The sequence below is a fragment of the Micromonospora sp. NPDC049201 genome, from assembly GCF_055586805.1.
Genome location: NZ_JBVJHM010000005.1, coordinates 112,734 through 135,304, shown reverse-complemented (window position 1 = coordinate 135,304; position 22,571 = coordinate 112,734). Strand labels below are relative to the sequence as shown.

The following is a 22,571-nucleotide window of genomic DNA, read 5'->3' as shown; positions in this document are numbered from 1 at the left end:
GGCATCTCAGGCGGTTCCGAGTTCGTCGTCGAGGAGGTGGAACAGTTCCTCGGCGCTGGCGGAGCTGAGGTTGCCGTCACCCGCGGCGGGGTCGTCGGCGCCGCCGTCGGCGTACGTCCAGAGCGACAGCAGTTCGCGCAGCCGGACGGCGACGGCGGCGCGGTCGGTGTCGTCGTCGGCGATGGCGCGCATCGCGGTCTCCAGCTTGTTCAGCTCGCCGAGCACGGTCAGCGCGGAGGTGCTCCGCTCGGCGAGCAGCGCGCCGCGCAGGTGCGTGACCATCGCGGCGGTGGTGGGCCGGTCGTAGATCAGCGTGGACGGCAGGCGCAGCCCGGTGGCGGCGCTGAGCCGGTTGCGGAACTCGACCGCGGTCAGCGAGTCGAAGCCCAGCTCGACGAAGCCCTTCTCCTCGTCCACGTCGCGGATCGAGGCGTAGCCGAGCACCGCCGCCGCGTGCGTGCGGACCAGGTCGGAGAGCACCCGGTCGCGGTCCGCCTCGGCGGTGGCGGCGAGCGTGTCGCGCAGCGCCGCCGCCGCGTCGCCGGCCGGAGCCGCGGCCGGTCCGGCGCCGACGGTGGTCCGGACCAGGCCGTGCAGCAGCCGGGGCAGCGCCGGGCCGAGCCGGCCGAGCACCGCGTGGTCCAGGCTGACCGGTGCGATCGCCGGTTCGTCGTGGCGCAGTCCCTCGCTGAACAGCGCCATGCCCTCGTCCGGGCCGAGCGGCCGGAAGCCGGCCCGGCTCATCCGCTGCTCGTCGACGTGGCCCTGCGGCCCGCCGGGCTCGGCCGGGTTGGCCCACGGCCCCCAGGCCATGGACGTGACGGCGAGGCCGCGCGCCCGGCGGTGGTGGGCGAGCCCGTCGAGGAAGGCGTTCGCGGCGGCGTGGTTGGCCTGGCCGGGCCCGCCGAACAGGCCGGCGGAGGAGGAGAACAGCACGAACGCGGCGAGGTCCAGCTTCTCGGTCAGCTCGTGCAGGTGCCAGGCGGCGTCCACCTTGGGCGTGAGGACGGTGTCGAACCGGGCCGGCGTGAGCGCGGGCAGCACACCGTCGTCGAGGACGCCGGCGGCGTGCACCACGCCGACCAGCGGCCGGTCGGCGGGGATCTCGTCGAGCAGCACGGCGAGCGCGTCCCGGTCGCTGACGTCGACGGCGACGACCTGCGCGGCGGCGCCGAGCGCGGTCAGCTCGGCGACCAGGTCGGCCGCGCCGGGCGCGTCCGGGCCGCTGCGGCTGGCCAGCAGCAGGCGCGGCACGCCGTGCCGGGTGACCAGGTGCCGGGCGACGAGGCGGCCGAGCGCGCCGGTGGCACCGGTGACCAGCACGGTGCCGGCGGACAGCGCCGGTTCGGTCCGCTCCGGCGGCGGGCCGAGACGGACCAGCCGGGGCACCCGGATCTGGCCGGCGCGCAGCGCGAGCTGCGGTTCACCGGTGCCGAGCGCGGCCGGCAGCGCCACCGGGGAACGGGGGTCGTCGTCGAGGTCGAGCAGCACGAACCGGCCCGGGTTCTCGGACTGCGCGGAGCGGATCAGGCCCCACGCGGCGGCGGCCGGCAGGTCGGTGGGGCGGTCGCCGGGTTCGGCGCGGACCGCGTTGCGGGTGACCACGACCAGCGGGATGTCGGCGAGCGGTTCGCGGGTGAGCCAGTCCTGCGCCAGCGCCAGCGTCTCGTGGGTGAGCAGGTGCGCGGCGCGGGCCGGGTCGGGTTCGTCGGCGCGCTGCCCGGTGACGGTGGCGACGACCGCGTCGGGCCGGGCCGCGACGCCGGTCACGGCCGCGACCAGCCCGTCCAGGTCCGGGTACGCCTCGACGCCGGGCCACTCGTCGGCGTCGCCGAGCACGGCGAGGCGGGACGGGCGGCGGTCGCCCGGTTCGGGGGTGATCCAGTCGAGGCGGTGCAGGGACCGGGCGGCTGCGCGGCGGGCGGTGTCGAGCTGGTCGGCGCTGATCGGGCGCAGCACGAGCGCGTCGAGGGAGGCGACCGGCACGCCACCGGTGTCGGTGACGGTGGCGGCGACCGCGCCGTCGGTGGGGGTGAGCCGGACCCGCAGTTCCCGGGCCCGGGTGGGCTGGATCGCGAGCCCGGTCCAGGAGAACGGCAGCCCGGGCGCCGCGGTCGGCGTGGTCGCGGCGTCTCCGGCCGGCGCGGTCGTGGTGGCGCGGTGCAGCGCGTCGGCGCCGATGGTGTGCAGCGCGGCGTCGAGCAGCGCCGGGTGCAGCGTGAACGGGTCGGCGGGAGCGTCGGTGTCGAGCGCCACCTCGGCGAGGAGGTCGTCGCCGCTGCGCCAGGCGGCGCGCAGCGCCTGGAACGTCGGGCCGTAGCCGTAGCCCTGCGTGGTGAGGTGCGGGTAGAGCGCGTCCAGCGGGATCGGTTCGGCGTCGGCGGGCGGCCACGCCCCGCCGGCGGCCACGGTGACCGGGCGGGTGGGGGCGAGCAGGCCGGTGGCGTGCCGCTGCCAGGTGCGGCCGGCGCCCGGGGTGTCGCCGTCGTCGTCGAGGTGGGAGTGAACGGTGACCGGCCGGCAGCCGTCGTCGTCGACGGCGCCGACGCGGACCCGCAGGTCGACGCCGCCGGTGGGCGGGACGACGAGCGGCGCTTCCAGGACCAGTTCGGTGACGTGGGCGGTGTCGACGGCGCGTCCGCTCCAGGACGCCAGCTCCACCAGGGCGGTGCCGGGGAGCAGGACGGTGCCGAGCACGGCGTGGTCGGCCAGCCAGGGGTGGGTGGCCAGGGTGAGCCGGCCGGTGAACAGCAGGCCCTCGTCGCCGGGCAGGTCGGCCACGGCGTGCAGCAGCGGGTGGTCTACCGCGTCGAGGCCGGCGGCCGGCAGCCCGACCGGGCCGGAGCCGCCGCGCGCCAGCCAGTACCGGTCCCGCGCGAACGGGTAGGTGGGCAGGTCGACGGTGGTCGCGGGGGTGAGCACGGCGGTCAGGTCGACGGGCAGGCCGAGGGTGTGCGCGACCGCGAGGCTGGTCAGCAGCCGGGTCGGATCGTCGTCACCCCGGCGCAGCGTGGACAACGTGTGCCCCGCCGTGTCGGCGTCGTCGAGGATCGCCGTCACCGGCATCGTGAGCACCGGATGCGCCGACACCTCCACGAACGTGCGATGCCCAGCCCCGAGCGCGGTCCGCACCGCCTCCTCGAACCGCACCGGCTGCCGCAGATTCGTGAACCAGTACCTGCCGTCCATGCTCTCGGGGTCGGCCCAGTCACCGGTCACCGTGGACACCATCCGGGTGTGACCCGGCTGCGGGACCAGCCCCGCCAGATCGGTGAGCATCCGGTCACGGATCCGCTCCACGCCCGGGTTGTGGGAGGCGTAGTTGAACGGCACCGGCTTCGCCCGCACCCCCTCGGCCTGCCACCGCTCCCGCAGCTCGGCAAGAGTCTCGGGCGGCCCGGACACCACCACGTGACCGGGACCGTTGAGCACCGCCACCACCGTGCCGGGCACACCCTCGATCCGCGCCTGCACCTCATCGGCCGGCAGATCCACCGCCAACATCCCGCCAGAACCCGCCAGAGTGGCCAGCGACCGCGCCCGCAAAATGACGGCCTTCGCCGCGTCGTCCAACGACAGCACCCCGGCCACACACGCCGCGGCCATCTCACCCTGCGAATGACCGATCACCAACGACGGCTCAACCCCGGCAGCCCGCCACACCTCCGCCAAACACACACCAACCGCGAACAGGACCGGCTGCAAGATCTCGACCCGGTCGAGCCAGGCGTCGTCCTCACCGGTCAACACCGACACGAGATCCACGTCCAGGAACGGCGCGAACGCCCGCTGACACTCCGCCAACCGCGCGTCGAACGGCGCACACCGACCCACCAGACCGGCCGCCATCCGCACCGACTGACCACCCTGACCCGGAAACACGAACACCGGACCCGGATCGTGATCGACGCTGGTGCCGGTCACGACATTCGTCGCCGGCGCACCGGACGCCAGCGCGTCCAGGCCGGCGAGCAGGTCGTCGCGGTCGGTGCCCACGACCGCGGCGCGCTGGTCGAGCGTGGCGCGGGTGGTGGCGAGGGACCAGGCCACCGCTGCGGGCGGCTGGTCCGGGTGCGTGCGGACGTGCCGGGCGAGGCGTTCCGCCTGGCTGGTCAGTGCGGCGGTCGAGCGGGCGGACAGCGACCAGAGCACCGCGTCGGTCCGGACCAGCGCGGGCGCGGGCGCGTCGGGTTGTCCGCTGTCCAGGTGCGTGTCGGGCGCCTCGATGACCACGTGGGCGTTGGTGCCGGAGATGCCGAACGACGACACCGCCGCCCGACGCGGCCGGTCCACCGCCGGCCACTCCCGCGCCTCGGTCACCAGCTCCACCGCACCTGCCGACCAGTCGATGTGCGGCGACGGCTCGTCCACGTGCAGCGTGGCCGGCACGGTCGCGTGGCGCATCGCGAGAATCATCTTGATCACGCCGGCGACGCCGGCGGCGGCCTGCGCGTGACCCATGTTGGACTTGATCGAGCCGAGCAGCAGCGGCGTCTCCCGGTCCTGGCCGTACGTGGCCAGCAGCGCCTGCGCCTCGATCGGGTCACCCAACGTGGTGCCGGTGCCGTGCGCCTCCACCACGTCCACGTCCGACGTGGACAGTCCCGCGTCCGCCAACGCGGCCCGGATCACCCGCTGCTGCGACGGGCCGTTCGGCGCGGTCAGGCCGTTCGACGCGCCGTCGGAGTTGACGGCCGAGCCACGGACCAGCGCGAGCACCCGGTGGCCGTGCCGGCGGGCGTCGGAGAGCCGTTCCACAAGCAGCATGCCGACGCCCTCGGACCAGCCGGTGCCGTCGGCGGCGGCGGCGAACGACTTGCACCGCCCGTCGCCGGCCAGCCCGCCCTGGCGGGAGAACTCGGCGAACGTGTCCGGGGTGGCCATCACGGCGACGCCGCCGGCCAACGCCAGGTCGCACTCGCCCCGGCGCAGCGACTCCCCGGCCAGGTGCAGCGCGACAAGCGACGACGAGCAGGCGGTGTCCACGGTGACGGCCGGCCCTTCGAGCCCGAGCGTGTACGCGACCCGCCCGGAGATGACGCTGTGCGCCCCACCGGTCATCAGGTAGCCCTCGGTGCCCTCCGGCACCTCGGTCAGCCCGGTGCCGTAGCCGGAGGTGGACGCGCCGACGAACACCCCGGTACGGCTGCCGGACAGGCCGGTCGGGTCCACGCCGGCCCGCTCCAGCACCTCCCAGGCGGCCTCCAGGGTGAGCCGCTGCTGCGGATCCATGGCGAGCGCCTCGCGGGGCGAGATGCCGAAGAACGCCGGGTCGAAGCCGGTCGCCTCGGGCAGGAACCCGCCGGCCGGCGTGTAGCCGCTGTCCGGCGCCGGCACCGTCCAGCCCCGGTCGGTGGGGAAGCCGCCGATCGCGTCGACGCCGTCGGCGACGAGGCGCCACAGCTCCTCCGGGCCGTCCACGCCGCCCGGGTAACGGCAGGCCATGCCGACCACCGCGATCGGCTCGTCCGTCCCGGCGGTGACGGTCGGCGCGGCCGGCGCGGTGGCGTCCGCGCCGAACGCGGTGACCCGCAGGTGCCGGGCCAGCTCGGCCGGAGTGGGATGGTCGAAGACCAGGGTGGACGGCAGCCGCAGGCCGGTGGCCTCGTTCAGCCGGGTCCGCAGGTCCACCGCGGTCAGCGAGTCGAAGCCGAGATCCTTGAACGGTCGGCCGCGCAGGTCGTCGGCGGTGGCGTGGCCGAGGACCCGGGCGGTCTGCTCGTCGACCAGCCGCAGCAGCTCCCGCTCCTGCTCGGCCTCGGGCCGGCCGGCCAGGTGGCGCAGCGCCTCGGTGACGCCGGCCGGCGCGGCGGCGTCCCGAGCCGCCTCGGCCTCGGTCAACGCGCGGACCTGCGGCAGTTCGGACAGCAGCGGGCTGGGCCGGGTGAGCGTGAACGCCGGGTGGAAGCGGCTCCAGTCGACGTCGGCGACCGTGACGCCGGCGGTGGGCCGGTCCAGCGCCCGGTCCAGCGCCACCAGGGCCCGCGCCGGGTCGATGGTGGGCAGGCCCATCCGGTGCAGTTGTTCGGTGGCGGTGTTCTTCGCGGCCATGCCGTCGGCGCCGCCCCACGCGGTCCACGCGACGGCGGTGGCGGTGAGCCCCCGGTCGCGGCGGTGCACGGCGAGCGCGTCGAGCAGCGAGTTGCCCGCGCCGTACGCGCACTGGCCGGCGCTGCCCCAGGTGCCGGAGACGGAGGAGAAGAGCAGGAACGCGGCCAGCGGCCGGTCGGCGAGACACTCGTCGAGGTGCAGCGCGCCGAGCACCTTGCCGGCGACGACGTGCGCGAACTCGTCGAGCGTGGTGCCGGTCAGCGGGGTGAGCTGGTCGGTGCCGGCGGCGTGCACCACCGCGGTCAGGTCGGGCAGCGAGTCGAGCAGCGCGGCGACCGCCGTACGGTCGGTCATGTCGCAGGCGGCGGCGGTGACCCGGCCGTCGGCGCCGTGCTCGGCGAGCAGCGGGGCCAGGCCGGGGGTGTCGGCGCCGCGCCGGCCGGCCAGCACGACCCGCCGGGCGCCGCGCTCCAGCAGCCAGCGGGTGACGTGTCCGCCGAGCGCGCCGGTGCCGCCGGTGACCAGGACGGTCGCGTCGGTCCAGCGGTCGCCGGCCGGCTGCTCCGGCGCGGGGGCGGGAACGAGCCGCCGGCCCCAGACGCCACCGGCGCGGACCGCGACCTGGTCCTCGCCGCTGCCGCCGGCGAGCACGGCGGCGAGGCGGCGGCGGACCGCGTCGTCGGGCGTGGCCGGCAGGTCGATCAGGCCGCCCCACCGGTGCGGCTGTTCCACGGCGGCGGCCCGGCCGAGGCCCCAGACCAGGTTCTGCACCGGGTCGGTGAGCCGGTCGGCGGGTCCGGCCTTGACCGCGCCGCTGGTCAGGCACCAGACGGGCGCGGGAAGGTCGAGGTCGGTCAGCGCCTGGAGCAGCACCAGCGTGGTGGCGGCGGCGACGCTGACGCCGGGGTGCTCGGGCAGCAGCCGGTCCTGGCCGGCGACCAGGTGCAGCACGCCGGCCACCGGCGCGTCACCGAGCGCGGCGCGCAGCCGGTCGGCGAGCGCCGTACGGTCCAGGTCGTCAGCGCCGAGGCGCAGCACTGTCGCGTCGTCGACGAGCGCGGGCAGGTCGTCGGCCCAGCCGGGAGGGGCGTCCGCGGGCAGCAGCACCAGCCAGCGGCCCGTCGGCCGGTCCCCCTCGGCGACCGCTACCGGTTGCCACCGCACCTGGTACGACCAGCCGTCCACCACGGACCGGTCGTGCCGGCCGCGACGCCAGGCGGAGAGCACCGGCAACGCGGGTCGCAGCGTCTCCACCGGGTCGGGGCCGGCGGCGGCGCCGAGTTGGTCGCGCAGCGCGTCGACGTCGGCGCGTTCCACGGCGGCCCAGAACTCGGCGTCCGCGCCGCTCTCCTCGACGGCGGGCGCGGCGGCCGGCGGCTCGGGCCAGAACCGCTGGCGGTGGAACGCGTACCCGGGCAGCCGGACGCGGTGCGGGTCGGCGCCGGCGAACAGCGCCCGCCAGCCGACCGGGACGCCGGCAACGTGCAGTTCGGCGAGCGCGGTGAGCAGCGCCTCCGGTTCCGGGCGGTCGCGGCGCAGCAGCGCCACGGCGGTGGCGTCCGGGCCGGTCAGCTCCCGGGTCAGCGCGGTCAGCACGCCGCTCGGCCCGACCTCCAGGAACGTGCCGGCGCCGAGCGCGCGCAGCCGGGTCACGCCGTCGGCGAAGCGGACCGTCTCCCGGACGTGCCGCACCCAGTACGCGGGGGTGCGGATCTCGTCCGGGTCGACCGGCTCGCCGGTCAGGTTGGACACGATCGGCAGCGTCGGCGCGTGCCGCTCCAGCCGTTCGACCACGGCGGCGAACGCGGCGAGCATCGGCTCCATCAGCGGGCTGTGGAACGCGTGGCTGACGGTGAGGCGCTTGGTGCGTAGCCCTTGGGTGGCGGCGCGGCGCTCGACGTCGGCGATCGCGTCGGCGGCGCCGGAGACCACGACGGCGGCCGGTCCGTTGACGGCGGCGACGCCGATCGGCCCGCCGACGTCGGTGAGGAGCGCCTCGACGTCGGCGGGCGCGGCGGCCACGGAGAGCATCGCGCCGCCGGCCGGCAGCTCCTGCATGAGCCGGCCGCGCGCGGCGACCAGCGTGGCGGCGTCGGCGAGGCTGAACACGCCGGCCACGTGCGCGGCGACCACCTCGCCGATGGAGTGGCCGGCGAGCAGGTCCGGCCGTACGCCCCACGAGTCCAGCAGCCGGCACAGCGCCACCTCGACGGCGAAGAGCGCGGCCTGCGTGTACTCGGTCCGGTCGAGCAGCGCGGCGTCGGCGGTGCCGGGTTCGGCGGCGAGGATCGACCCGAGCGGGCGGGGCAGGTGCCTGTCGAGTTCGCGGCAGACCTCGGTGAGCGCGTCGGCGTAGGCGGGGAACGCGGCGGCCAGTTCCCGGCCCATCCCGGCGCGCTGCGCGCCCTGCCCGCTGAACAGGAACGCCACCTGCCCGCCGCGCGGGCCGGCGCCGGTGACCAGGCCGGACGCGGTGTCACCGGCGGCCAGGGCACGCAGCGCGTCGCGCAGCGCGTCGCGGTCCGGCGCGAGGACCACGGCCCGGTGGTCGAGCGCGCCCCGGGTGGTGACCGACGACCAGCCGATGTCGGTGACGAGGGCGTCGTCGGTGGCGAGCCAGTCGGCCCAGCGGGCGGCCTGGGCGGCCAGTCCGGCGGCGTCGCGCGCGGAGAGCAGCACCGGCACCAGACCGGCGGCCACCACCGGCGCGGGGCCGGTCACCGGCGCGACGTCCGTGGAGGTGGCGGCAGCCGGCGAGGTCGCGGCGCTCGACGTGGCGGCGGCCCCGGCGTCCGGGGTCGCCGGGGTGGCGGTGGCCGGGTCCGGCGGCGGTGGGGCCTCCTCGACGATCACGTGGGCGTTGGTGCCGCTCATCCCGAACGAGGAAACACCGGCCCGGCGGGGCTGCTCCCCCGGCGGCCAGGGCAGCGGCTCGCTGAGCAGCGACACCGCGCCGGCGGACCAGTCGACGTGCGGGGTGGGCGCGTCCACGTGCAGCGTGGCGGGCAGCCGGTCGTGCCGCAGCGCCATGACCATCTTGATCACACCGGCGACGCCGGCGGCGGCCTGGGTGTGACCGATGTTCGACTTCACCGACCCGAGCCGCAGCGGCCGGTCGGCCGGCCGGCCCTGCCCGTACGTGGCGAGCAGCGCGGTGGCCTCGATCGGGTCACCGAGGTTGGTGCCGGTGCCGTGCGCCTCCACGGCGTCGACCTGCTCCGGGGCGAGCCGGGCGCTGGCCAGCGCCTGGAGCACCACGCGCTGCTGGGAGGGGCCGTTGGGGGCGGTGAGCCCGTTGGACGCGCCGTCCTGGTTGACCGCGCTGCCCCGGATCACGGCGAGCACGGGATGGCCGTTGCGGCGGGCGTCGGAGAGCCGCTCCAGCAGCAGCACGCCGACGCCCTCGCCCCAGGCGGTCCCGTCGGCGGCGGCGGCGAACGCCTTGACCCGGCCGTCGGCGGCCAGCCCGCGCTGGCGGCTGAACCCGACGAACGCGGCCGGGGTGGACATGACGGTGGCGCCGCCGGCGAGCGCGAGCGTGCACTCGCCCTGCCGCAGCGCCTGGCCGGCGAGGTGCATGGCGACGAGCGACGACGAACACGCGGTGTCGACGGAGACAGCCGGTCCCTCGATGCCCAGCACGTACGAGATGCGGCCGGAGACGACGCTGGCGGCGGTGCCGGTGAGCACGTACCCCTCGACGCCGGGCGGGGGCGTCTGGAGCAGCGCCGCGTAGTCCTGACCGGTGGTGCTGGCGAACACGCCGACCTGGTGGCCGCGCAGCGTCGCCGGGTCGATGCCGGCGTGCTCGAACGCCTCCCACGACGTCTCCAGCAGCAGCCGCTGCTGCGGGTCCATGCCCAGCGCCTCGCGGGGTGAGATGCCGAAGAAGCCGGCGTCGAACTCGGTGGCCGAGTCCAGGAAGCCGCCCTCACCGACGTAGGAGGTGCCGGGGTGGTCGGGGTCCGGGTGGATGAGTCGCTCCAGGTCCCAGCCACGGTCGGCGGGGAACGCCGAGACCGCGTCGGTGCCGCTGTCGACCAGCCGCCACAGGTCCTCCGGGGAGCGCACCCCGCCGGGGAACCGGCAGCCGATGCCGACGACGGCGATGGGCTCGCGGTTCGCGGCCTCCAGCTCGCCGAGCTTCCGCCGGGTCTGGTGCAGGTCGGCGGTCATCCATTTCAGATATTCCCGGAGGGTGTCCTCAGTCGCCATCAGCGCCACCTTTTCGGGCCGGAACAACAGGCGACCCAATACCGTTCGGCGCGATCACGAATTGCGTTGACCAGCGCCCACCAGGTCTCACTTACGGTGAGGAAGGTAATTGCCTGGCCAGACGCGTCACAACCCCTAGCCCGCCCCTAGGGCCGCCCCTAGCAGGGACGCCGCCGCGAGGTGCGCAGGCTGGGCCGGTACGCCGCCGCGACCGACCCGGCCGGACCGGTCGCGGCGGCGTCCGCAAAGCCCCCGCGACCGGCCGGGCCGGGTCGCCCACAATGGCGCGCGAATTCGCTCAGAATTCGCCGCCCGGCCCGCCCAGCTCGCGGTGGATGAAATCGAACAGTTCGGCGTCGCTGGCCGCGTCGAGCGTGTCGGTCACCGGTGCCTCCGGCGTTCCCGCGCGCTCGTCGCCCCAGCGGGCGATGAACGCCTGCATCTGCACCAGCAGCTTCTGCCGGGTCAGCGGGTCCGGCGTGCCGGCGGTGAACAGGTCGTCCACCTTCTCCAGTTCGGCGAGCAGGCCGGTGGTGGCGGCGGCGCCGTCGGGTGCCAGCAGCGTCCGCAGGTGCCGGGCGAGCGCCAGCGGGGTCGGGTAGTCGAAGACCACACTGCCCGGCAGCGTGGCCCCGGTCGCGGCGCGCAGCCGGTTCCGCAGCTCGACCGCGGTCATCGAGTCGAATCCGACCTCGCGGAACGCCCGGCCGGGGCCGAGGTCGGCGGCGTCCGGGAGACCGAGCACCGCCGCGGCCTGGCCGGCGACCAGGTCGACCAGGATCGCGTCGCGCTCCGCGTCGCCGAGCGGGCGGAGCCGGTCCCGCAGCGCCGTCGCGGCGGCCTCGTCCGCGGGCTGCTCGGCGTGCAGGCCGTGCAGCGCCTCGGCGGCCTCGGGCAGGTCGGCGAAGAGCGGCCGGTCCCGGACCGCCGCGACGGCCGGCACGAACCGGTCCCACCGCACGTCGGCGACGACGAGCCGGTCGCCGTCGACGACCGCCTGACGGAGCGCGGCGACGGCCAGCTCCGGGTCCATGCCGGGCAGGCCGCTGCGGCCCAGGTGCGCCAGGTCGGTGTCGGTGAGGCCGTCCGCCCAGGGCCCGAACGCCACCGACGTCACCGGCAGCCCGGCGTGCTGCCAACCGGCGGCGAGGACGTGCAGCAGCGCGTCGCCGGCCGCCTGCCCGTAGCGCCCGCCGGAGCCCCACACGCCGGAGGTGGACGAGCAGACCACCAGCGCGCCGAGCGCGCGCTGTTCCATCTCGTCGGCGTACCGGGGCAGGTCACCGACGGTGGCGGTCAGGTCGGCGGCGAGGTCGGCCAGGGTGAGGTCGACAAGTGGCGCGGTGCCGGTGTCGGCCGGCACGTGCACCAGCCCGGTCACCGGCCGCCCCTCGGCGGCGAGCTGCGCCATCCGGTCGGCCAGCTTGCCGCCGGCCGTCTCGTCCAGCGGCACCACCGACGCGCCGGCCCGGTCGAGCCAGGCGGTGGTGTGCCGGGCGACCGGTCCGGCGCCGCCGGTGAGCAGGACGCTGCCCTGCGGCGTCCAGCCGCCGCCCGTACCCCCGACCGGGCCGGTGGCCCGGACCAGCCGGCGGACGAGCGGACCGGCCCCGCGCACCGCGACCTGGTCCTCCCCCTCCCGGTTGGTCAGCGCGGCCAGCAGCCCGGCGGCGGCGTCGGCGGTCACCGTGCCGGGCAGGTCGACGAGCCCGCCGACGTGCCGGGGGTGTTCCAGCGCGGCGGCCAGGCCGAGGCCCCAGGTGGTGGCCTGCCACGGCCGGGTGGCGGGTTCGTCGTCGGTGGCGGCGGCCCCGGCGGTGGCGAGCCACAGCGGTGCGCCGCCGTCGCGGGCGACGTGCGCCTGGAGCAGCAGCAGGTTGGCCGCGAGCCCGGCCGGCAGGGCGTCCTGCCCGGGGTGCGGGGCCTCGTCGAGCGCGAGCAGCGACAGCAGCGCGGTGGGCCGGTGGTCGGCCTCGGCCCGGGCCAGGGCGTCGGCGAGGCCGGCCCGGTCCGCGGTGGCCGGGTCCACGGTGAGCAGCCGTACGTCGGCGCCGCCGGCCCGCAGCGCGTCGGCGACCGTGTCGGCGGTCTCGCGGGGCGGCGCGACGAGCAGCCAGCGGCCCGGCTCGCCGCCGGTCAACGGGCGCCGGTGCCAGGTGACCCGGTAGCGCCAGCCGGCCAGCACGCCGTCCTGGCGTCGCCGGCGTCGCCACGCGTCGAGCTGTGGCAGCACGTCGCGCAGCGGCTGCCCGGTGTCGATGCCGAGCCGGTCGAGGTCGCCGTCGCCGACCGCCCGCCAGAACTCGCCGTCGTCCGCCGCCGCGCCGCCGACCGGGGTGGTCAACGTGGGCCAGTACCGCTGCGGCTGGAACGCGTACGTGGGCAGCTCGGGCAGGTCCCGGGCGGCGGGGCGGGGGCCGGCCAGCGGCGTCAGCAACGCCGGCCAGTGCGGGTCCCGTCCGGCCGCGTAGCCGGTGGCGACCGCGGTGAGCAGGCTGGTGACCTCCGGTACGCCGGCACGCAGCGCGGCGACCGCGGTGGTGTCGTCGGGCAGCAGGTCGGCGTTCATCGGGGTCAGCACCGCGGCGGGCCCGAGTTCCAGGAACGTGTCCACGCCGGTGTCCCGCAGCGCGGCGATCCCGTCGGCGTACCGGACCGCCTCGCGTACGTGCCGTACCCAGTAGTCAGGCGTGCGCAGGTCGTCGCCCGCGGCGAGCGCGCCGGTCAGGTTGGACACCACCGGCAGCAGCGGCGCGGCGAAGCTCAACCCGTCGAGCACGGTCCGGAACTCGGCCAGCATCGGCGCCATCAGCGGGCTGTGGAACGCGTGGCTGACGGTGAGCCGGTGGGTGCGGACACCCCGGTCCCGCCAGGCGCGCTCGATCTCGTCCAGCGCGTCGGTCGGGCCGGACACCACCACCGACGACGGGCCGTTGACCGCCGCGATCCCGACCTGCGGGTGCCCGGCGACCGACGCGGCTACCTCGGCCTCGGGGGCGGCCACCGCCAGCATCCCGCCGCCGGCCGGCAGCGCCTGCATGAGCCGGCCGCGCGCCGCGACGAGCGTGCACGCGTCGGTCAGGGACAGCACACCCGCCACGTGGGCGGCGACGATCTCCCCGACCGAGTGGCCGCCGACGGCGTCCGGCGCGATCCCGAACGACTCGACGAGGCGGAACAGCGCCACCTCGACCGCGAACAGGCCGGCCTGGGTGAACCGGGTCTGGTCCAGCAGGTCACCGTCGTCGAACAGCACCGGCTTGAGCGGCTGCGGCAGCAGCGGGTCGAGGTGCGCGCACACCTCGTCCAGCGCGGCGGCGAACTCCGGGAACGCCGCGTACAGCGCCCGGCCCGTGCCGGCGCGTTGCGCGCCCTGCCCGGAGAAGAGGATCGCGGTCCGGCCGGTCCGTGCGGGCGCGGCCGGGACGAGCGCCGGGTGGGTGTCGCCGGCGGCGAGCGCGGTCAGCGCGGCCAGCCGGGTCGCCGGGTCGGCGGCGACCACGACGGCCCGGTGGGCCAGGTGCGCCCGGCCCTCCACCAGCGCCCACGCGGTCGTGCCCGGGTGGGCCGCGACCAGCGGGTCGGTCGGGTCGGCGAGCCGCCGGGCCAGCCGGTCGGCCTGGTCCCGCAGGCCGGCCGCGGTCGCGGCGCTGACCGGCCACGGCAGCGTCGCGTCGGCCCGCCCCGGCCCGGTGTCGCCGGTGGCGTGGCCCGCCGCCACGGTGGCGGGGCGGTCGGCGGCGGCGCCGGTGGTCGGCGCCTCCTCCAGGATCACGTGGGCGTTGGTGCCGCTGATGCCGAACGACGAGACGCCGGCCCGGCGTGGCGCGTCACCGGGCGTCCACGGGCGGGCCTCGGTGAGCAGCGCCAGCGGGCCGGACGCCCAGTCCACGTGCGGGGTGGGCGCGTCGACGTGCAGCGTGGCCGGGAGCGTCGCGTGGCGCAGCGCCAGCACCATCTTGATCAGGCTGGCCGCGCCGGCGGCGGCCTGGGTGTGGCCCAGGTTCGACTTGACCGAGCCGAGCCAGAGCGGCCGGTCGGCCGGCCGGTCCGGCCCGTACGCGGCGGCGAGCGCCTGCGCCTCGATCGGGTCGCCGAGCGTGGTCCCGGTGCCGTGCGCCTCGATCGCGTCGATGTCGGCCGGGGTCAGGCCGGCGTTTGCCAGGGCGGCCCGGATGACGCGCTGCTGGGCCGGCCCGTTCGGGGCGGTCAGTCCGTTGGACGCGCCGTCCTGGTTGACCGCGCTGCCGCGGACCACGGCGAGAATCCGCCGGCCGTCGCGTTCGGCGTCGGAGAGGCGTTGCAGCAGCAGCACGCCGACGCCCTCGCCCCAGCCGGTGCCGTCCGCGGCGGCGGCGAACGCCTTCACCCGGCCGTCCTCGGCGAGCCCACGCTGCCGGGAGAACTCCAGGAACGCGCCGGGCGTGGACATCACGGTGACGCCGCCGGCCAGCGCCAGGTCGCACTCGCCGGAGCGCAGCGCCTGCGCGGCCAGGTGCAGCGCCACCAGCGACGACGAGCAGGCCGTGTCGACGGTGACGGCGGGTCCGTGCAGGCCGAACGCGTACGCCAGCCGGCCGGAGACCACGGACGCGCCGTTGCCGGTGGCCTGGTAGCCCTCCACCTCGGACCGGGCGCCGAGCAGCAACGTGGCGTAGTCCTGCCCGTTGGTGCCCATGAACACTCCGGTGGCGGAGCCGCGTACCCGCTGCGGGTCCAGGCCGGCGTGCTCGAACGCCTCCCAGGTGGTGTGCAGCAGCAGCCGCTGCTGCGGGTCCATGGCGAGCGCCTCGCGCGGGTTGATGCCGAAGAACGCGGCGTCGAAGCCGGTCACGTCGGCCAGGAAGCCGCCGCTGCGGGTGTAGCTGGTGCCGACGCGTTCCGGGTCGCTGTCGAACAGCCCGTCGAGGTCCCAGCCCCGGTCGGTGGGCATCGGCGTGACCGCGTCCCCGCCGTCGGCGAGCAGCCGCCACAGCTCCTGCGGGGAGGACACCCCGCCGGGGAAGCGGCAGGCCATCGAGACGATGGCGATCGGTTCGTCGGCGGCCGGCCGGATCACCCGGGCGGCCTCGGCCGGGGCGTCCGCGCCGGCCACCATCTCGGTACGCAGGAAGCGCGCCAGCTCGGCCGCCGACGGGTGGTCGAAGACCACTGTCGAGGGCAGCGTGGCGCCGGTGGCCCGGCCCAGCCGGTCGCGCAGTTGCACGGCGGCCAGTGAGTCGAAGCCGAGTTCGCGGAACGCCCGGCCGGCGGGCACCTGGTCGGTGGAGGTGTGCCCGAGCACCGCGGCGGCCTCGGCGCGTACCAGGTCGAGCAGGAGCGTCTCCTGCCCGGCGGCCGGCAGTGTGGCCAGCCGGGCGCGGAGGCCGCCGTCGGCGGTTTCCGGCTGCGTCCGGTCGACGGCGACGGCCGGGGCGACCCGGTCGAACAGGTGGCTGGGCCGCGCCGCGGTGTACGCGGCGACGAACCGGGACCAGTCCACGCCGGCGATCACCGGGGCCGGCTCGGCGGCGTTGACCCAGCGGCCCAGCGCGGCGACGGCGGCGGCGGGCGGCAGCGGGTCGAGGCCGCGCCGGCGCAGCCCGTCCGCCGTCTCCCCGGCGGCCATGCCGTCGGCGGCCCACGGCCCGTAGGCGAGCGCGGTGGCCGGCCGGCCGGCGGCGCGGCGGGCCGCGACCAGCGCGTCGAGCAGAGCGTTGCCGGCGGCGTAGCCGGCCTGCCCGCCGCCGCCCCACACGCCGGCGACGGAGGAGAACACCACGAACGCGTCCAGGTCGCGGCCCTGGCAGGCGGCGTCCAGGTGGATCGCGCCGAGCGCCTTGCCGGCCAGGGTGCCGGCCAGGGCGTCGGTGGTCAGGTCGGTCACGGCGGCGGGGTCGCCGGCCACGCCGGCGGTGTGCACGACCGCGGTCAACGCCGGCAGGTCGTCGACCAGGTCGGTGACGGCGACCGGGTCGCTGACGTCGCAGGCGACCACCCGTACCGCGCCGAGCGTGGCGGCCAGGTCGGCGGCGCCCGGGGCGTCCGGGCCGCGCCGGGAGGCCAGCACCACCTCGTCGGCGCCGTTGGCCAGCAGCCATCGGGCGACGTGCCGGCCGAGCGCGCCGGTGCCGCCGGTGACCAGCACGGTGCCGCGCGGCTGCCAGCCGCCGCCGGCCGGTGGCGCCGCCGGGAGGAGGCGTCGGGCGAGAACGCCGGTGCGGCGTACGGCCACCTGGTCGTGGCCGCCGTCGGCGAGCACCGCGACGAGCGCGGCGCGGGTGGTGCGGTCGGCACGGCCGGGCAGGTCGATCAGGCCGCCCCACCGGTCGGGCCGTTCCAGCGCCACGACCCGGCCGAGGCCCCAGGCGGCTGCGGCGCGGACGTCGCCGCCCCGGTCACCGGGGGTCACCGGCAGCGCGGCCCGGCTGAGCGCCCACACCCGGCCGGGCAGGCCGGTGTCGGTGAGCGCCTGGACGAGCGTGAGCAGCGCGGCGGTGCCGGCCGGGACGGCCGGCTCGTCGGGGGTGGGCCGGTCCTGGCGGGGCAGGACGCAGAGCACGCCGGTCCAGCCCTGGTCGCCGAGCCGCCGCAGCCGCTCCCCCAACTCGGACCGGTCGATGCCGGCGGGAACGGTGAGCGTGTCCACCTGGGCGCCGGCCGCGGCGAGCGTCTTCGCGACGCCCGCGTCGGCCCCGCCGCCGACGGTGGTGACCAGCCACCGGCCGGTCAGTCCGGACGCGGCGGCGGGACGCACCGGCTCCCACCCGATCCGGTACGCCGAGCCGGCGCCCCGGGTCCGCGCCCGCCGCCAGTCGGCCAGGACCGGCAGCGCGGCGCTGAGCGCGTCGGCGGCGGTGTCGTCGCCGAGGTGCGCGGCGAGCGCGGCCGGGTCGCCGTGCTCGACGGCGGCCCAGAACTCGGCGTCCGGCCCGTCGGTCCGGGCGGGCGTGTCGGGCCAGAACCGTTGCCGTTGGAACGCGTACGTGGGCAGGTCGACGCGGGTCGCGCCGGTGCCGGCGAACCAGGGCGTCCAGTCGACGGACACCCCGTGCACGTGCAGTTCGGCAAGCGCGGCCAGCAGCGCGTCCCGCTCGTCGCGGTCGTGGCGCTGGGCGGCGACCGCCCGTACGCCGTCGGTCTGGTCGGGGATCAGCGCGGTGAGCACACTGCGCGGGCCGATCTCCAGGAACGTGTCCGTTCCGGCGTCGCGCAGCGCGGTCACGCCGTCGGCGAACCGCACCGCCTCCCGCACGTGCCGCACCCAGTAGTCGGGCGTGCGCAGGTCGTCGCCCGCCGCCAGCGCGCCTGTCACGTTGGACACGATCGGCAGCAGCGGCGCGGCGAACGTCAGCCCCGCCAGCACTGATCGGAACTCGGCCAGCATGGGTTCCATCAGCGGGCTGTGGAACGCGTGGCTGACGGTCAGCCGCCGGGTGCGTACGCCGCGCTCCTGCCAGTGACGCGTGAGCGCGTCGAGCACGTCGAGCGGTCCGGACACCACGACCGCCGTCGGTCCGTTGACCGCCGCGATCCCGACCTCCGTGTGGTCCGCGATCGACGCGGCCACCTCGACCTCGGGGGCGGCGACCGCCAGCATCCCGCCGCCGGCCGGCAACGCCTGCATCAGCCGGCCCCGCGCCGCCACCAGCGCGCATGCGTCGGCCAGCGACAACACGCCCGCCACGTACGCGGCGGTCACCTCACCGATCGAGTGCCCACCCACGAAGTCCGGGATCACGCCGAACGACTCGACCAGGCGGAACAACGCCACCTCGACCGCGAACAGCCCGGCCTGCGTGAACTGCGTCTGATCCAACAGCTCGGCATCACCGAACAGCACCGGCTTCAGCGGCTGCGGCAGCAGCGGATCGAGCTGCGCGCACACCTCGTCCAACGCGGCGGCGAACACACCGAACGCCTCGGACAGCTCCCGCCCCATGCCGGCACGCTGGGCGCCCTGGCCGGAGAACAGCACCGCGACCCGGTCCCGCCGCTCCCGACCACCGACGACCACCGCACCGGACGGCTCGCCGGCCGCCAACGCCCGCAGCCCGCCGAGCAGGCCGTCCCGGTCGGCGGCGGTGACCACGGCCCGCTGCTCCAGCGCCGATCGGGTGACCACCGACGACCAGGCCACGTCGACGGGTCGGGCCGTCTCGTCGCCGGCCAACCAGGCCGCCCAGCGACCGGCCTGCGCGGCGAGCGCCGCGTCGGTACGCGCCGACAGCAACACCGGCACCGGCCCACCTGTCGACTCCCCGACGACCGCCGGCTCGACGACGTCCGCCGGCTGTTCCAGGATGACATGCGCGTTGGTGCCGGAGATCCCGAACGACGACACCGCCGCGCGGCGGGGCCGGTCCCGGTCGGGCCACGGCGTCGGAACGGTGGCCAGGGTGATCGCCCCGGCCGTCCAGTCAACGTGCGGCGACGGCTCGTCCACATGCAACGTCGGCGGGACGATGCCGTGCCGCATCGCGAAGACCATCTTGATGATCCCGGCGACCCCCGCCGCCGCCTGCGTGTGCCCGATGTTCGACTTCACCGACCCGAGCAGCAACGGCGTCTCCCGGTCCTGCCCGTACGTGGCCAGCAGCGCCTGCGCCTCGATCGGATCACCCAACGTGGTACCCGTGCCGTGCGCCTCCACCGCGTCCACGTCCGACGTGGTCAACCGCGCGTTCGCCAGAGCCTGCCGGATCACCCGCTGCTGCGACGGCCCGTTCGGCGCGGTCAACCCGTTCGACGCGCCGTCCTGGTTCACCGCCGTACCCCGCACCACCGCCAGAATCCGCCGACCCTCACGGCGCGCGTCGGAGAGCCGCTGCACCAGCAGCACACCGGAACCTTCGCCCCAGCCGGTGCCGTCGGCGGACGCCGCGAACGACTTGCAGCGGCCGTCCGGGGACAGACCACGCTGGCGGGAGAACTCGATGAACGTGCCCGGCGTGGCCATCACCGTCACACCACCGGCCAGGGCCAGGTCGCACTCCCCGGACCGCAGCGCCTGCACCGCCAGGTGCAACGCCACCAGCGACGACGAGCAGGCCGTGTCCACGGTGACCGCCGGGCCCTCCAGCCCGAACGAGTACGCCACCCGACCGGACAGCACGCTGCCCGACGTGCCGACGCCCACGTAGCCCTCGACCTCGGCCGGCAGTTCCACCAGCCGCGTGGCGTAGTCGTGGTACATGACCCCGGCGAACACGCCGGTCCGGGAGCCGCGCAACCCGGCCGGGTCCACCCCGGCCGACTCGAACGCCTCCCACGAGGTCTCCAGCAGCAGCCGCTGCTGCGGGTCCATGGCCAGCGCCTCACGCGGCGAGATGCCGAAGAAGCCGGGGTCGAAGTCGGCGGCGTCGTAGAGGAAGCCGCCCTGCGTCGCGTACGACGTGCCGCTGCGGTCCGGGTCGCTGTCGAACAGTGACCCGAGGTCCCAGCCCCGGTCGGCGGGGAACTCGGAGATGCCGTCGCCACCGGCGGCCAGCAACTCCCAGAGCTGCTCCGGGTTCTCCACCCCACCGGGATAGCGGCACGCCATGCCCACGATCGCCACCGGCTCGTCCAGACCGGTCGGGGCGGCGGCCCGCGCGGTTGCCGGGTCCGGCCGGCTTCCGGCCAGCTCGGACCACACCTGTCCGGCGAGCGCGGCCGGCGTCGGGTAGTCGAACACCAGCGTGGACGGCAGCCGCAGCCCGGTGGCCGCGTTGACCCGGTTGCGCAGGTCCACCGCGGTCAGCGAGTCGAACCCGAGTTCCTGGAACGCCCGGTCGGCCGGCACCGCGCCGGCCCCGGCGTGGCCGAGCACCTGCGCGACCAGGCCCCGGACCAGCAGGTCGACCTCGGCGCGGGCCTCGTCGTCGGTGAGTCGGGCGAGCCGGTCGGCCCAGCCACCGCTCCCGGCGAGGCGCCGGCCGGCGGGGCGGCCGACGAGCATGGCCAGCATCGCGGGTACGGGTGCGCCGGCGGTCGCCGCGCGCAGCGCCGGCACGTCGATCACGGTGGGCACGAGTTGCGGTCGACCGGTGGCGAGCGCGGCGTCGAACAGGTCCAGACCGGTCTCCACGCTCATCGGCGTCAACCCGGCCCGCGCCGACCGCTGCCGTTCCCCCTCCGACAACGACGCCGCCATCCCGGCGGTGTCCCACATCCCCCACGCCAACGACACCGCCGGCAGACCCTCGTGCCGACGCCACACCGCCAGCCCGTCCAGGAACGCGTTGCCCGCCGCGTAGGCGGCCTGGCCGGGTGAGCCGAGCACCCCGGCGACGGACGAGAACAACACGAACAGGTCCAGGTCGAGATGCCGGGTGGCCTCGTGCAGCCACCACGCCGCCGTGGCCTTCGGCGCGAGCACGTTCGCCAACCGCTCCGCGCTGATCGACGACACCACCCCGTCGTCCAACACCCCGGCGGTGTGCACCACCCCGGCGAGCCGACCCGCCACACCCGCCACCAGACGCGCGACCTGATCCCGATCGGTCACGTCACACGCCACCACCGACACCGACGCACCCAGCCCGGTCAACCGCTCGACAAGCGCGTCCGCACCCGACGCGGCCGGCCCCTGCCGCGACACCAGCACCAGCGACCGCACCCCGTGCCCGGTGACCAGGCGCTCCGCCACCAACGCGCCCAACGCCCCGGTGCCGCCGGTGACCAGCACCGTGCCGGTGCCGATCTCGTGCCCGACGTGGTCCGGCACCGACGCTTCGTCGGTGGCGGCCAGACCGTCGACCGCCGGCGTATGCCCGGCGGGCGCGGCGCGGACCAGGCGCGGCGTCAGCACGACGTCGCCGCGTACCGCCACCTGCCCGCCCGTCGCCGGCAGGTCACCCAGCACACCGGCCAACACCGACAGCACCCCACCGTCGACGTCCCGATCCAGATCGGCCAACACGATCCGCTCCGGATGCTCCGACTGCGCCGACCGCACCAACCCCCACACCGCCGCACCCGCCAGATCGGTCACCCGATCGTCGCCCGCCGCCACCACCGCACCCCGGGTCACCACCACCAACCGCGACTCGGCCAACGACTCCGCCGCCAACCACCCCTGCACCACCGCCAACACATCCGACGCCACCACCCGCACCGCGTCAGGCACCTCCACGTCGGACGGCCCCGCCACCGGCAACACCAGCGTGTACGGCAACCCCTCCCCCGCGTCGACCACCGCCGACACATCCGGATACGACAACAACCCGTCGACGGACGCGCCGAGCACCGCCCACCCGGTCGCCTGACCGGCCGACGTCTCCGCAGACTGCCAGCGCACCTCGTACAGGGACCGGGTCGCGGCGCCGGAGGTGGGCAGGCCGGTCATCTCGCGCAGGACCAGGGAGTCCACCGACACGACAGGTGCGCCGTTCTCGTCGGCGGCGACCAGCCGGACCGCGTCTCCGGTGCGGGACAGTCGGACCCGCAGCAGGGTGGCACCGGTGGCGTGCACCTGGACGCCCTCGAACGCGAACGGCACCCGAGGGCCGCCGGTCCCGCCGTCCGGCAGCAGCCCGATCGGGTGCAGGGCGGCGTCCAGCAGCGCCGGGTGGAGCCCGAACCGGGCCGCGTCGCCGGTCATGTCGTCCGGCAGGGCGATCTCGGCGTACGCCTCGCCGTCGCCGGTCCAGGCCCGTCGCAGACCCCGGAACGCCGGCCCGTACGCCAGGCCGTGCGCGGCGAGCGTGTCGTACCAGCCGGTCAGGTCGACCTCGGTCGCGTCGACCGGCGGCCAGGTCCCGACGGCCGGTTCGGCGGCGGTGGGCGGTTCGAGGATGCCGTCGGCGTGCCGGGTCCAGCCCGCCTCGGGGTCGTCGTCGGGGCGGGAGTGGACGGTGACGGCGCGGCGGGTGCCGGCGCCGTCGACGCGTACCTGGATGCGCAGGCGGCCGGTGTCCGGCAGGACCAGCGGCGTGGCGACGGTGAGTTCGCGGAGCCGGGACACGCCGGCCTCGTCGCCGGCCCGGACGGCGAGCTCGACGAGCGCCGCGCCGGGCAGCAGCGTGGTGCCGGCCACCGCGTGGTCGGCGAGCCAGGGGTGGGTGGCGAGGGAGAGCTGGCCGGTGAGGACCACCTCGCCGTCGCCGGCCAGGTCGACGGTGGCGCCGAGCAGCGGGTGCGCGGCGTCGCTCAGCCCGGCCCCGGACACGTCGCCCCGGCGGCGGCCGGTCGTCGGCCAGTAGCGCCGGTGCGCGAACGCGTAGGTGGGCAGGTCGACGCGGGTGGCGCCGGTGCCGGCGAACCAGGGCGTCCAGTCGACGCGGACGCCGTGCACGTGCAGCTCCGCCAGCCCGGCCAGCAACGCGTCCGACTCGTCCCGGTCC

Annotated in this window: 2 protein-coding genes (1 of these 2 only partly in view); both read right to left on the bottom strand. The window is 76.5% G+C overall.

From position 1 onward, the window contains the following. Positions 1-6: 6 nt before the first annotated feature. Positions 7-10,266, bottom strand: a complete 10,260-nt coding sequence (locus tag ACZ6O5_RS12860; RefSeq protein ID WP_465976818.1) for a type I polyketide synthase — start codon at positions 10,264-10,266, stop codon at positions 7-9. Between the two features lie 298 nt (positions 10,267-10,564). Next, on the bottom strand, positions 10,565-22,571 hold the 3' end of the coding sequence (locus ACZ6O5_RS12855) for a type I polyketide synthase (protein WP_465976816.1). 17,552 nt of this gene lie beyond the right edge of the window; the window shows 12,007 of its 29,559 coding nt (coding positions 17,553-29,559); the start codon falls outside the window, past its right edge; it ends in the stop codon at positions 10,565-10,567.

What these genes read in the sequence shown, in the direction of transcription:
- ACZ6O5_RS12860 (WP_465976818.1), bottom strand. Translation starts at nt 10,266, where the DNA reads ATGGCGACTGAGGACACCCTCCGGGAATATCTGAAATGGATGACCGCC.